This is a genomic window from Pseudomonas sp. H3_A02 (assembly GCF_054671965.1).
This window is the reverse complement of the sequence record NZ_CP162807.1, coordinates 217,441-230,966: the sequence shown is the minus strand read 5'-3', so window position 1 is coordinate 230,966 and position 13,526 is coordinate 217,441. Positions and strand designations below refer to the sequence as shown.

Annotated in this window: 13 protein-coding genes and 2 tRNA genes; 14 read left to right on the top strand and 1 reads right to left on the bottom strand. The window is 58.5% G+C overall.

Annotated features, from left to right (window positions below; translation table 11 throughout):
* Positions 1–3 precede the first annotated feature (3 nt).
* A complete protein-coding gene (locus AB4N80_RS01030) occupies positions 4–312 on the bottom strand; it encodes a YhbY family RNA-binding protein (protein ID WP_003177852.1) in 309 nt (102 codons plus the stop codon).
* A 105-nt stretch (positions 313–417) separates the two neighbouring features.
* Between AB4N80_RS01030 and rlmE the strand changes: the two genes are divergently transcribed.
* The 14 genes from rlmE (at position 418) to rpsO (ending at position 13,451) form a co-directional block, all read left to right on the top strand.
* Positions 418–1,050 carry a 23S rRNA (uridine(2552)-2'-O)-methyltransferase RlmE gene (gene rlmE / locus AB4N80_RS01025; RefSeq protein WP_003177853.1) on the top strand — a complete coding sequence of 211 codons (633 nt, stop codon included), beginning with the start codon at positions 418–420 and terminating at the stop codon, positions 1,048–1,050.
* Between the two features lie 200 nt (positions 1,051–1,250).
* Complete coding sequence (gene ftsH, locus AB4N80_RS01020; RefSeq protein ID WP_053118351.1) at positions 1,251–3,164, top strand: ATP-dependent zinc metalloprotease FtsH; 1,914 nt, start codon at positions 1,251–1,253, stop codon at positions 3,162–3,164.
* 8 nt (positions 3,165–3,172) lie between these two features.
* Entirely contained in the window at positions 3,173–4,024 is an 852-nt protein-coding gene (folP, locus tag AB4N80_RS01015; protein WP_122569140.1) for a dihydropteroate synthase, read from the top strand.
* A 16-nt stretch (positions 4,025–4,040) separates the two neighbouring features.
* Entirely contained in the window at positions 4,041–5,378 is a 1,338-nt protein-coding gene (glmM, locus tag AB4N80_RS01010) for a phosphoglucosamine mutase (protein WP_122569141.1), read from the top strand.
* Positions 5,379–5,444: 66 nt separating this feature from the next.
* A complete protein-coding gene (tpiA, locus tag AB4N80_RS01005; RefSeq protein WP_122569142.1) occupies positions 5,445–6,200 on the top strand; it encodes a triose-phosphate isomerase in 756 nt (251 codons plus the stop codon).
* A 4-nt stretch (positions 6,201–6,204) separates the two neighbouring features.
* On the top strand, positions 6,205–6,588 hold the full coding sequence (gene secG / locus AB4N80_RS01000; protein ID WP_025211789.1) for a preprotein translocase subunit SecG: 384 nt from the start codon (positions 6,205–6,207) through the stop codon (positions 6,586–6,588).
* A 21-nt stretch (positions 6,589–6,609) separates the two neighbouring features.
* A tRNA-Leu gene (locus AB4N80_RS00995) sits at positions 6,610–6,695 on the top strand.
* 97 nt (positions 6,696–6,792) lie between these two features.
* Positions 6,793–6,869: transfer RNA gene (locus AB4N80_RS00990), tRNA-Met, on the top strand.
* A gap of 140 nt (positions 6,870–7,009) precedes the next feature.
* Positions 7,010–7,468 (top strand): ribosome maturation factor RimP, encoded by a 459-nt coding sequence (rimP, locus tag AB4N80_RS00985; RefSeq protein ID WP_013692254.1) that lies wholly within the window; start codon positions 7,010–7,012, stop codon positions 7,466–7,468.
* 59 nt (positions 7,469–7,527) lie between these two features.
* On the top strand, positions 7,528–9,009 hold the full coding sequence (nusA, locus tag AB4N80_RS00980; protein ID WP_003177868.1) for a transcription termination factor NusA: 1,482 nt from the start codon (positions 7,528–7,530) through the stop codon (positions 9,007–9,009).
* 27 nt (positions 9,010–9,036) lie between these two features.
* Entirely contained in the window at positions 9,037–11,556 is a 2,520-nt protein-coding gene (infB, locus tag AB4N80_RS00975) for a translation initiation factor IF-2 (protein ID WP_122569143.1), read from the top strand.
* A 159-nt stretch (positions 11,557–11,715) separates the two neighbouring features.
* Positions 11,716–12,117, top strand: coding sequence for a 30S ribosome-binding factor RbfA (rbfA, locus tag AB4N80_RS00970; protein WP_003177871.1), 402 nt, complete (start codon positions 11,716–11,718; stop codon positions 12,115–12,117).
* A 3-nt stretch (positions 12,118–12,120) separates the two neighbouring features.
* Positions 12,121–13,038, top strand: a complete 918-nt coding sequence (gene truB / locus AB4N80_RS00965) for a tRNA pseudouridine(55) synthase TruB (protein WP_060739216.1) — start codon at positions 12,121–12,123, stop codon at positions 13,036–13,038.
* A gap of 143 nt (positions 13,039–13,181) precedes the next feature.
* The gene (gene rpsO / locus AB4N80_RS00960) at positions 13,182–13,451 is read left to right on the top strand and encodes a 30S ribosomal protein S15 (RefSeq protein WP_003197723.1); all 270 of its coding nucleotides are present in this window, start codon (positions 13,182–13,184) and stop codon (positions 13,449–13,451) included.
* The last annotated feature ends 75 nt before the right edge of the window (positions 13,452–13,526 follow it).

The following is a 13,526-nucleotide window of genomic DNA, read 5'->3' as shown; positions in this document are numbered from 1 at the left end:
GCATCACTTGAAGCGGTGAACGTTCGACAGTTGCTTGTTGACGCTGAAATTCTTGCGATAAATCAGCGCCATCTTGCCGATGACCTGCACCAGGTCTGCCTTGCCGGTCTTGCACAATTCGGCAACGGCAGCCAGGCGGGCTTCGCGATCGAGGATGTTGAGCTTGATCTTGATCAGCTCATGATCGCCCAAGGCGCGTTCCAGTTCGGCGAGTACACCTTCAGTCAAACCGTTGTCAGCCACAGTCAAAACCGGTTTCAGATGGTGGCCAATGGATTTGTATTGTTTCTTCTGCTCTTGAGTGAGCGGCATAATCTGACCCCTGCGTCTGATCTTGTAAAAAGCGGCGGCCAGTTTACCCGAGCAAGTCCGGGACCGCCCACTTAATCACGACCCGTTTTATTTTTGAGGTGGCCCGTGGCCCGTTCCAAGACAAGTCTTAAATGGCTGCAAGAGCATTTCAACGACCCATTCGTGAAAATGGCGCAAAAAGACGGGTATCGTTCCCGTGCCAGCTACAAGCTGCTGGAGATTCAGGAAAGAGACCGTTTGATCCGTCCAGGCATGAGCGTGATCGACTTGGGCGCCGCCCCGGGTGGCTGGTCCCAAGTGACCAGTCGTCTGATTGGTGGACAAGGCACACTGATCGCTTCCGATATCCTGGAAATGGACAGCATCCCGGATGTGACCTTCATTCAGGGCGACTTTACCGAGGACGCCGTGCTGGCGCAGATCCTTGAAGCGGTTGGAAAAAACGAGGTGGACCTTGTGATTTCCGATATGGCCCCCAATATGAGTGGATTGGCATCTGTTGATATGCCGCGATCGATGTTCCTGTGCGAGTTGGCACTGGATCTTGCGACTCGGGTGTTGAAGCCAGGTGGTGATTTTTTGATCAAGGTCTTCCAGGGTGAAGGCTTCGACGAATACCACAAGAGCGTGCGCAAGCAGTTCGAGAAGGTCACGACGCGCAAGCCGAAATCATCGCGTGATCGCTCCCGTGAGCAGTACCTGCTGGGCCGTGGTTTCCGTGGTCGCAGTGAGGAATAAGAGCTTTTTCGACCGGGGCGATAGGTTTTTCGTATTTCGTCCCGTGAGCCTTAGCGAATATTGTGTAGAAAGTGTTTCACAAAGGGTTACAGACGGCGCCTGCCAGAGTCGTAGGTAATGTAGTAAGTTAGGCCGGTGAATATCATGCGAAGCGCGCGCCAGTAGCGGAGCTTGCTTCAGAGGGTAGTTAATTGAACGATATGGCAAAGAATCTGATCCTGTGGTTGATCATCGCCGCTGTCCTGGTGACCGTGATGAACAACTTCTCCAGCCCTAACGAGCCGCAGACCCTCAACTATTCCGACTTCATCCAGCAGGTCAAGGATGGCAAGGTCGAGCGCGTAGCCGTTGATGGCTATGTGATTACCGGCAAGCGCACCGATGGTGACAGCTTCAAGACCATTCGTCCGGCAATCCAGGACAATGGCCTGATTGGCGACCTGGTGGATAACCATGTCGTGGTCGAAGGCAAGCAGCCTGAACAGCAAAGCATCTGGACCCAACTCCTGGTGGCCAGCTTCCCGATCCTGGTGATCATCGCGGTGTTCATGTTCTTCATGCGCCAGATGCAGGGCGGTGGGGGTGGCAAGGGCGGGCCGATGAGCTTTGGCAAGAGCAAGGCCCGACTGCTTTCCGAAGATCAGGTGAAAACCACCCTGGCCGACGTCGCAGGCTGCGACGAAGCCAAGGAAGAAGTGGGCGAGCTGGTCGAGTTCCTGCGCGATCCGGGCAAGTTCCAGCGCCTGGGCGGTCGTATTCCACGTGGCGTGTTGATGGTAGGCCCGCCAGGTACCGGTAAAACCTTGCTGGCCAAAGCTATTGCCGGTGAAGCCAAGGTGCCGTTCTTCACGATTTCCGGTTCCGACTTCGTCGAAATGTTCGTCGGCGTGGGTGCCAGTCGTGTCCGCGACATGTTCGAGCAGGCCAAGAAACACGCACCGTGCATCATCTTCATCGACGAAATCGACGCCGTTGGTCGCCATCGTGGTGCCGGCATGGGTGGCGGTCACGACGAGCGCGAACAGACTCTCAACCAGTTGCTGGTCGAGATGGACGGTTTCGAAATGAACGACGGCATCATCGTGATTGCCGCCACCAACCGTCCTGACGTGCTCGACCCTGCGCTGTTGCGTCCAGGTCGTTTCGACCGTCAGGTCGTGGTGGGGCTGCCGGACATTCGTGGTCGCGAGCAGATCCTCAAGGTCCATATGCGCAAGGTGCCAATGGGCGACGACGTCGCTCCGGCCGTCATCGCGCGTGGTACGCCGGGCTTTTCCGGTGCCGACCTGGCGAACCTGGTCAACGAAGCGTCGCTGTTCGCCGCTCGCACCGGCAAGCGTGTTGTGGAAATGAAGGAATTCGAGCTGGCCAAGGACAAGATCATGATGGGCGCAGAGCGCAAATCCATGGTCATGTCGGAGAAGGAAAAGCAGAACACTGCGTATCACGAGGCGGGGCACGCGATCGTCGGTCGTGTCGTGCCCGAGCATGATCCGGTCTACAAGGTTTCGATCATCCCCCGCGGTCGTGCCCTGGGCGTGACCATGTTCCTGCCGGAAGAAGATCGCTACAGCCTGTCCAAGCGTGCATTGATCAGCCAGATCTGTTCGTTGTACGGCGGCCGTATCGCTGAAGAGATGACATTAGGCTTCGACGGTGTGACCACTGGGGCGTCCAACGACATCATGCGCGCCAGTCAGATCGCCCGGAACATGGTCACCAAGTGGGGCCTGTCCGAGAAGTTGGGGCCGCTGATGTATGCCGAAGAAGAAGGGGAAGTGTTCCTCGGTCGTGGTGGCGGTGGCCAGCATGCAAGCTTCTCCGGCGAGACGGCCAAGCTGATCGATTCCGAAGTGCGCAGCATCATCGACCAGTGCTATGGCACTGCCCGGCAGATCCTCACGGACAACCGTGACAAGCTCGATGCCATGGCTGATGCCTTGATGAAGTACGAAACCATCGATGCCGAGCAGATCGACGACATCATGGCGGGTCGTGAGCCTCGCGAGCCTCGCGACTGGTCGGGTGGCGGTACCGGTACTTCCGGTACACCTCCGGCGGTACAGGGTGAGCGTCCGGAAACACCGATTGGCGGCCCGGCCGCTGATGTCTAAGGCTTGAAATGACTTCTGTTCAGTCCTCAACCCGGTTGCCTTGCGGCAACCGGGTTCTTGATTTGGCCCATGTGCATGTCATGGGCATTCTCAATGTCACCCCAGATTCCTTTTCCGATGGTGGTCGATTCAGCCAGCTCGATGCTGCGTTGCGGCATGCCGAGGCCATGGTGGTCGCCGGCGCAACGTTGATTGATGTGGGCGGTGAATCGACTCGGCCGGGTGCGCGGGCGGTCTCACCTACCGAAGAGCTAGAGCGGGTGGCGCCGATTGTCGAGCGTATTCACCGCGAACTCGATGTCATTATCTCGGTCGATACGTCCACGCCTGCGGTCATGCGCGAGACGGCGCGACTGGGCGCGGGCCTGATCAATGATGTTCGATCCCTGCAGCGTGATGGTGCCTTGGATGCCGCGGCAGCCACCGGGTTGCCGGTATGCCTGATGCATATGCTTGGCGAGCCGGGAACCATGCAGAACGATCCGCACTATGGTGATGTGACCCGGGAGGTAAGTGAGTTCCTGGCGGCGCGTCTGGACCAGTGCGCTGCCGTGGGCATTCCCCCCGAGCGGATCATCCTTGATCCCGGGTTCGGCTTTGCCAAGACATTGGCTCACAACCTGAGCCTGTTCAAACATATGGAAGCCCTGCACGCCCTGGGCCGGCCCTTGTTGGTTGGGGTCTCGCGAAAGAGCATGATAGGCAATGCCCTGGGTCGCCCGGTGGGAGAGCGCCTGTATGGCGGTCTCGCCCTTGCGGCCCTGGCCCTTACCAAAGGTGCACGCATATTGCGCGTGCACGATGTAGCCGAAACGATGGATGTCGTGCGGATGATCGCAGCTGTGGATTCAGCCGAATAAGAATGACGGAGCACTTATGAGCAAGAAATACTTTGGCACCGACGGTATTCGTGGTCGGGTCGGCGAATACCCTATTACCCCTGATTTCATGCTCAAGCTCGGTTGGGCGGCCGGCATGGCGTTCCGCAAGATGGGCGCCTGCAAAGTGCTGGTCGGCAAGGACACGCGAATTTCCGGCTACATGTTCGAATCGGCGCTCGAGGCCGGCCTGACGTCGGCGGGCGCCGATGTGATGCTGCTCGGCCCGATGCCGACGCCGGCCATTGCCTACCTGACGCGTACGTTCCAGGCCCAGGCAGGCATCGTGATCAGTGCCTCGCACAATCCGCATGATGACAACGGCATCAAGTTCTTCTCCGGCCAGGGTACCAAGCTGCCGGATGATATCGAGCTGATGATCGAAGAACTGCTGGACACGCCGATGACGGTGGTCGAGTCGAGCAAGATCGGCAAGGTGTCGCGGATCAACGATGCGTCGGGTCGCTACATCGAATTCTGCAAGGGCAGCGTGCCGACCGGTACCAGCTTCTCCGGCCTGAAAATTGTCGTCGATTGTGCTCACGGCGCCACCTATAAAGTCGCGCCGAGCGTCTTTCGCGAGTTGGGTGCCGACGTGGTGGTGCTTTCCGCCCAGCCCAATGGTCTGAACATCAACCACAACTGTGGCTCAACCCATACCGAGGCGTTGCAGGCTGCAGTGCTGGCCGAGCAGGCCGATCTGGGCATCGCCTTCGATGGCGACGGTGATCGGGTCTTGATGGTCGATCACACCGGTACGGTCGTCGATGGTGACGAACTGTTGTTCATCATCGCTCGCGACCTGCATGGACGTGGCAAGTTGAAGGGCGGCGTGGTCGGCACGTTGATGAGTAATCTCGGGCTTGAGCTGGCCCTGGCTGACTTGGATATCCCCTTCGTACGGGCCAATGTGGGCGACCGCTACGTGATCTCGGAGTTGCTGGAGCGCGACTGGGTGATCGGGGGCGAGAACTCCGGCCACATCGTGTGCTTCGACCATACCACCACCGGTGACGCGATCATTGCGGCACTGCAGGTGCTGATGGCCCTCAAGGCGCGCAACGAAGGGCTCGCACAGTCGCGCCAGGCATTGCGTAAATGCCCGCAAGTGTTGATCAACGTGCGTTTCGGTGGCGGTGTGAACCCTCTCGAACATGCGCAGGTCAAGCAGGCCAGTGAGCGCGTGACAGAGGCGATGGCGGGGCGTGGGCGTGTGTTGTTGCGCAAGTCCGGCACAGAGCCTTTGGTGCGTGTCATGGTTGAAGGCGAGGATGAAGTGCAAGTTCGCGGTTATGCCGAAGAGCTGGCAAAACTGGTTACTGAAGTTTCTGCCTGAATTCGGCTTGCCAGTCATGAATCGGTTGGGTAACATCTGCGCCCACTTTGACCGACGAGGTACAGCATGCGTCGCCCTATGGTAGCTGGTAACTGGAAGATGCACGGTACCCGCGCCAGCGTCGCTGAGCTGATCAATGGCCTTCGTCATCTGGCCTTGCCAAGCGGTGTTGATGTCGCGGTATTCCCGCCTTGCTTGTATATCAATCAAGTGATTGATGGCTTGAAAGGTAAGTCGATTTCGGTCGGCGCGCAGAACTCTGCGGTGGAATCCATGCAAGGTGCGATGACCGGTGAGATTGCGCCGAGTCAGTTGGTGGATGCAGGTTGCTCCCTGGTCCTGGTCGGACATTCCGAGCGTCGCCAGATCATGGGCGAGCAGGACAAGACCTTGATCCGCAAGTTTGCTGCGGCCCAGGCCTGTGGTCTGATTCCGGTGTTGTGCATAGGGGAAACCCTCGAGCAGCGTGAAGCCGGCAAGACCCTTGAAGTTGTCGGGCGTCAGCTGGGCTGCATCATCGAAGGCCTGGGTGTCGGTGCTTTTGCAAAGGCCGTCATTGCTTACGAGCCGGTCTGGGCCATTGGTACCGGGCTGACGGCTTCGCCGCAACAGGCGCAGGATGTGCACGCAGCCATCCGCGCGCAGTTGGCGGAAGAGAATTCTGAAGTGGCACGAGGTGTGCGGCTTCTATACGGCGGCAGCGTGAAGGCGGCCAATGCGGCCGAACTGTTCGGCATGCCGGATATCGATGGGGGGCTCATTGGTGGAGCGTCCCTGAATGCAGATGAGTTCGGTGCGATCTGTCGCGCCGCGGGAAACTGAAAAAATGCTGGAAACAGTCGTAGTCGTTTTTCATCTGCTGGGTGCACTGGGCGTAGTTGCTCTCGTATTGCTGCAGCAGGGTAAAGGTGCGGATGCTGGTGCGTCTTTCGGTGCAGGTGCTTCAAATACTGTGTTCGGAAGCCAAGGTTCCTCTACCTTTCTTAGTAAGTTTACTGCTATACTTGCCGCCGGTTTCTTCATAACCAGCTTAGGGTTAGGTTACTTTGCTAAAGAGAAAGCTCACGAGCTGACTCAAGTAGGTTTGCCAAACCCAGCGGTACTGGAAGCGCCAAAGCAACAACCGGCTTCTGATGATGTCCCGGTGCTTCAAGAGCAAAAGTCGGCCAACCCGGCGACTGACGTGCCTCCAGCTCAAGAGCAGAAGTAAGAAGGTTTCAAACGCTGTATTGCCGAGGTGGTGGAATTGGTAGACACGCAACCTTGAGGTGGTTGTGCCCATAGGGTGTAGGGGTTCGAGTCCCCTTCTCGGTACCAATTATCAGGAGAGCCCGCGATTGCGGGCTTTCTTGTAGGTGGAAGGGTTACATTGACCCTGTAAGGGATCGGTCGTATACTTCCGCCCCAGCTTTGTCGCGGGATGGAGCAGTCTGGTAGCTCGTCGGGCTCATAACCCGAAGGTCGTCGGTTCAAATCCGGCTCCCGCAACCAGTTTCAGGGGCCCCTTCCAAGGGGCTTTTTGTTAGCTGGACACTTTATAACGCCGCTGTTCGACGGCGTTTCAGGGATGGGCGATTCGCCCATTTTTTTTTATTTGCACAGCATGCACAAACATGCACGAGGGGGTTCAGGTGTCGAGCAAGCTAGAACAGTTGCAGGCCTTGTTGGCCCCGGTGGTCGTGGCCCTTGGCTATGAATGCTGGGGTATTGAGTTCTCGGCTCAAGGTCGCCACTCACTGTTGCGCGTTTATATCGATAAGGAAGGCGGCGTGTTGGTGGATGATTGCGCCATCGTCAGCCGTCAGATCAGCGGTGTACTGGATGTTGAAGATCCAATCACCTCCGAATACACCCTTGAAGTTTCCTCGCCTGGCATGGAGCGCCCCCTGTTCACACTTGAACAGTTCGCTTCGTTTGCCGGTGAACAAGTGAAGATCAAGCTGCGCTCGCCTTTCGAAGGACGACGCAACTTCCAAGGCCTTCTGCGCGGTGTAGAAGAGCAGGACGTCGTGGTGCAGGTAGATGACCATGAGTTCCTGTTGCCGATCGATATGATCGACAAGGCCAACATTATTCCCAGTTTTGACTGATACGTGCCAGATACTGCGGATCCCGCGGATCCAATGGCTTGCGAAAGGCGAGGCGTACGATGAGCAAAGAAGTACTGCTGGTTGTTGAGTCGGTATCCAATGAAAAGGGCGTACCGGCTAACGTTATTTTTGAAGCGCTGGAGCTGGCTCTGGCCACTGCTACCAAGAAGCGGTTTGAAGACGAAGTTGATTTGCGTGTGGAAATCAATCGCCACACCGGTGCCTACGAGACTTTCCGTCGCTGGACGGTGGTCGAGGAAGCCGACCTGGACGATCCGGCTATCGAAACCTGGCCGAGCAAGGTTGCAGAAACGCACCCGGGCGCCAAGGTCGGTGACGTAGTAGAAGAAAAAATCGAGTCCATTGAGTTCGGTCGCATCGCTGCACAGACTGCCAAGCAAGTCATTGTGCAGAAAGTTCGCGAAGCCGAGCGCGCGCAAGTCGTCGACGCTTATCGCGAGCGCCTGGGGGAAATCATCTCCGGCACCGTGAAAAAAGTGACCCGCGACAACGTGATCGTCGACCTGGGCAACAACGCCGAAGCGTTGCTGGCTCGCGAAGACATCATCTCTCGCGAAACTTTCCGGGTCGGCGTGCGTTTGCGTGCGCTGCTCAAGGAAATCCGCACCGAGAACCGCGGCCCGCAGTTGATCCTGTCGCGTACAGCGCCGGAAATGCTGATCGAGTTGTTCCGCATCGAAGTGCCGGAAATTGCTGAAGGCCTGATCGAAGTCATGGCCGCCTCCCGTGATCCGGGTTCGCGTGCCAAGATCGCAGTCCGCTCCAAGGACAAGCGCATTGACCCGCAAGGTGCCTGCATCGGCATGCGTGGTTCGCGTGTCCAGGCCGTATCCGGCGAGTTGGGCGGCGAGCGCGTGGACATCGTCCTGTGGGACGACAACCCGGCTCAGTTCGTGATCAATGCCATGTCGCCTGCTGAAGTGGCGGCAATTATCGTCGACGAAGATGCCCACGCCATGGACATCGCCGTTGGCGCAGACAATCTGGCTCAGGCCATCGGTCGCGGTGGTCAGAACGTGCGTCTGGCCAGCCAATTGACTGGCTGGACCCTGAACGTGATGACCGAATCGGACATCCAGGCTAAACAGCAAGCTGAAACTGGCGACATCCTGCGCAACTTCATCGAAGAGCTTGAAGTCGATGAAGAGCTGGCGCAGGTGCTGGTGGATGAAGGCTTTACCAGCCTGGAAGAGATTGCCTACGTACCGGTGGAGGAAATGCTCAACATCGACGGCTTTGACGAGGAAATCGTCAACGAGCTTCGCGCTCGGGCCAAGGATCGTTTGTTGACCAAAGCCATCGCTACTGAGGAAAAGCTGGCAGACGCCCATCCGGCCGAAGACCTGCTCTCGCTTGAGGGCATGGACAAGGATTTGGCGATGGAACTGGCGGTGCGCGGCGTAATTACCCGCGAAGACCTGGCCGAGCAGTCTATTGACGATCTGCTCGACATCGACGGCATTGACGATGATCGTGCCGGCAAGTTGATCATGGCCGCCCGAGCCCACTGGTTCGAGTAATTAGGCGCGGCCTGAGGAGAGAAGTGCATGACGCAAGTCACGGTGAAACAACTGGCCGATGAGGTCAAAACACCGGTAGAGCGCCTGTTGCAGCAGATGCGTGAGGCAGGTCTGCCGCACACCGCCGCCGAGGAACATGTGACCGACAGTGAGAAGCAGTCTCTGCTGACTCACTTGAAGAGCAGTCACAAGGCGAAAGTGGAAGAACCGCGCAAGATCACTCTGCAGCGTAAAACCACCAGCACCCTGCGTGTTGCCGGTAGCAAAAGCATCAGCGTTGAAGTACGCAAGAAGAAAGTCTTCGTACAACGCAGCCCGGAAGAAATCGAAGCCGAGCGCAAACGCGAACAGGAAGAACGTCGCGCAGTAGAAAATGCTGCTCGTCAGAAGGCTGAAGAAGAAGCCAAGCGTCGCGCCGAAGAAGAAGCGCGTCGCCAGCCTGCTGCTGCGCAAACCGCGCCGGTAGACGCCGTCGAGGCTGTTGCCCCGGTTGCCGAACCTGTGCGTGAAGCGGCGCCAGTCGTGGCAGCAGCGCCGGCTCCAGCCGACACTCGCAAGCGCGACGAACAGCGTCGTCCGGACAAACCACGTGCCGACGACAACCGTCGTGGCAGTGGCGATGGTGAGCGCAAAAACGCGCCTCATCGTGCTTCGGTCAAGGAAAAGGCACCGGCACCTCGTGTTGCGCCACGGACTACCGACGAAGAAAGCGACGGTTTCCGTCGTGGCGGTCGCGGCAAGGCCAAGCTGAAGAAACGCAACGCCCACGGTTTCCAGAGCCCTACGGGCCCTGTCGTGCGTGAAGTGAAGATCGGCGAGACCATCACGGTGGGCGATCTGGCCCAGCAGATGTCGGTCAAGGCTGCTGAAATCATCAAGTTCATGTTCAAGCTGGGTACACCAGCCACCATCAACCAGGTACTGGATCAGGAAACTGCCCAACTGGTTGCTGAAGAGCTGGGCCACAAAGTGACCCTGGTCAGCGACACCGCCCTGGAAGATTCCCTGGCCGAGTCCCTGAAGTTTGAAGGTGAGGCGGTTTCCCGTGCTCCGGTCGTGACCGTCATGGGCCACGTCGACCACGGTAAAACGTCCCTGCTCGACTACATTCGTCGTGCGAAGGTGGCGGCCGGTGAAGCGGGTGGTATTACCCAGCACATCGGTGCCTACCACGTTGAAACCGACCGCGGCATGGTGACGTTCCTCGACACCCCGGGTCACGCTGCGTTTACCGCAATGCGTGCCCGTGGTGCCAAGGCGACCGACATCGTGATCCTGGTGGTTGCAGCGGACGACGGCGTGATGCCGCAAACCATCGAAGCCGTTCAGCATGCCAAGGCAGCTGGCGTGCCGCTGGTGGTTGCGGTGAACAAGATCGACAAGCCGGGCGCCGATCTCGATCGCATCCGCAGCGAACTGTCGGTCCACGGCGTGACCTCCGAAGAGTGGGGTGGCGACACTCCATTCGTTCCGGTCTCGGCGAAGATGGGTACCGGTGTTGACGAACTGCTCGAAGCCGTTCTGCTGCAAGCCGAGGTTCTCGAACTGACCGCTACGCCTTCGGCGCCTGGTCGTGGTGTGGTTGTTGAATCGCGCCTCGACAAGGGCCGTGGCCCGGTAGCGACTGTCCTGGTCCAGGACGGTACGTTGCGTCAAGGCGACATGGTGCTGGTCGGCTCGAACTATGGCCGCGTGCGCGCCATGCTCGACGAGAACGGCAAGCCCATCAAGGAAGCCGGTCCGGCTATCCCGGTCGAGATCCTCGGCCTGGACGGTACCCCGGACGCTGGCGACGAGATGAGCGTTGTGGCTGACGAGAAGAAAGCCCGTGAAGTGGCTCTGTTCCGTCAAGGCAAGTTCCGCGAAGTCAAACTGGCTCGTGCTCACGCCGGCAAGCTGGAAAACATCTTCGAGAACATGGGCCAGGAAGAGAAGAAGACGCTCAACATCGTCCTCAAATCCGACGTCCGTGGTTCGCTCGAAGCGTTGAACGGCGCCTTGAATGGCCTGGGTAACGACGAAGTGCAAGTGCGTGTGGTCGGTGGCGGTGTCGGTGGTATCACCGAGTCCGACGCCAACCTGGCACTGGCCTCCAATGCTGTACTGTTCGGCTTCAACGTGCGTGCCGATGCTGGCGCTCGCAAGATCGTCGAGCAGGAAGGCCTGGATATGCGTTACTACAACGTGATCTACGACATCATCGAAGACGTCAAGAAAGCGTTGACCGGTATGCTGGGCAGCGACGTGCGGGAGAACATCCTGGGCGTGGCCGAAGTTCGCGACGTGTTCCGTTCGCCGAAGTTCGGTGCCATCGCCGGTTGCATGGTGATCGAGGGTGTCGTTCACCGTAACCGTCCGATCCGTGTACTGCGTGAAGACATCGTGATCTTCGAAGGCGAGCTGGAATCCCTGCGTCGCTTCAAGGATGACGCTTCCGAAGTACGTGCCGGCATGGAATGCGGTATTGGCGTCAAGAGCTACAACGACGTCAAGGTCGGCGACAAGATCGAAGTCTTCGAGAAGGTCCAGGTTGCTCGCAGCCTCTAACTCGCGCACTTCAAGAGCCGCACCGGGCAGCCGCATGAACATGCGCTGCCTGGCTGGCGGACTCTAAACGCAACGCCCGGTCTGGCTTTTGCCAGGCCGGGCGTTTGCCGCTTTCAGACCTCGCGGGTTTCACCGTGGGGCAGTAACAGGTAACAAGACATGGCAAAAGAATACAGCCGTACCCAACGAATCGGCGATCAGATGCAGCGCGAGCTGGCCCAGCTGATCCGTCGCGAAGTCAAAGACCCGCGCGTCGGCCTGGTCACCATTACCGCAGTGGAAGTCAGCCGTGACGTCGGTCACGCCAAGATTTTCATCACCGTGATGGGCCAGGACAGCGCCGAAGAAATCGCCCAGAGCATCAAGGTGCTCAACTCGGCCGCCGGCTTCCTGCGTATGCAGCTGGCCCGGGAGATGAAGCTGCGCAGCGTCCCACAGCTGCACTTCCATTACGACGAAAGCGTCGTGCGGGGTGCTCACCTGTCGGCGTTGATCGAACGCGCCGTGGCTGAAGACAGTCAGCACCCGGTTGCGGCTGAACCCGAAGACACCAAGGAGTAATCGGTGGCTCAGGTCAAACGTATCCGTCGTAACGTCAGCGGTATCATCCTGCTCGACAAGCCGCTGGGGTTCACGTCCAACGCGGCGTTGCAGAAGGTTCGCTGGCTGCTCAATGCTGAAAAGGCCGGGCACACCGGTAGCCTCGATCCGCTGGCCACCGGCGTATTGCCGCTGTGCTTTGGCGAGGCAACCAAGTTTTCCCAGTACCTGCTCGATTCCGACAAGGGTTATGAAACCCTGGCGCAACTGGGCAAGACCACCACCACGGCGGATGCCGAAGGCGAGGTTTTGCTGGAACGCCCGGTGACCGTTGGTCAGGCGGATATCGAAGCGGTTTTGCCGGGTTTTCGCGGGCAAATCAGTCAGATACCGCCGATGTACTCCGCTTTGAAGCGCGATGGGCAGCCGTTGTATAAACTGGCCCGTGCAGGCGAAGTAGTGGAGCGCGAACCGCGTTCTGTTACTATTGCGCGCTTGGAATTGCTGGCCTTCGACGGTAATACTGCGCGGCTGGCCGTGGATTGCAGCAAGGGCACCTATATCCGCACCCTGGTGGAGGATATTGGTGAACAGCTCGGCTGTGGCGCGTACGTGGCAGAATTGCGACGGACCCAGGCCGGGCCTTTCACGTTGGCCCAGACGGTCACGCTGGAAGAGCTTGAAGCGGTGCATGCCGAAGGCGGCAACGAAGCGGTCGACCGCTTCCTGATGCCATCGGACAGCGGTTTGCTGGATTGGCCGCTCTTGCAGTTCTCGGAACACAGCGCGTTCTACTGGCTCAACGGCCAGCCGGTACGCGCCCCGGATGCGCCGAAATTCGGCATGGTCCGGGTACAAGATCACAACGGTCGCTTCATCGGTATCGGTGAAGTGAGCGAAGACGGGCGCATTGCGCCGCGTCGACTGATTCGGTCGGAATGACCGGAACCAGCCTGCGTAACAGCAGGTTGGCGAGTGTGGCTGTTAACAGGCACGGTCACTACTCATTTATAGATACAGGGATTTGTCCCTGGCCTGTTGAAGCTGTTTCCTTGGAACAGTTTCCTGACTAAAAGGATTGCCTCATGGCTCTCGACGTTCAAGAAAAAGCTCAAATCGTAGCTGACTACCAGCAAGCTGTTGGTGACACTGGTTCGCCAGAAGTGCAAGTTGCACTGCTGACCCACAACATCAACAAACTGCAAGGTCACTTCAAGGCCAACGGTAAAGATCACCACTCCCGTCGTGGTCTGATCCGCATGGTAAACCAGCGTCGTAAGCTGCTGGACTACCTGAAAGGCAAGGACGTGAGCCGTTACAGCGCTCTGATCGCTCGCCTGGGTCTGCGTCGCTAATCAGCGATTGCGCTAGAGGTTGGTGGTCTGTCGTACGTCAGTGGGTTTCCCGCTGGCGCATGGCAGGCTCCCAGC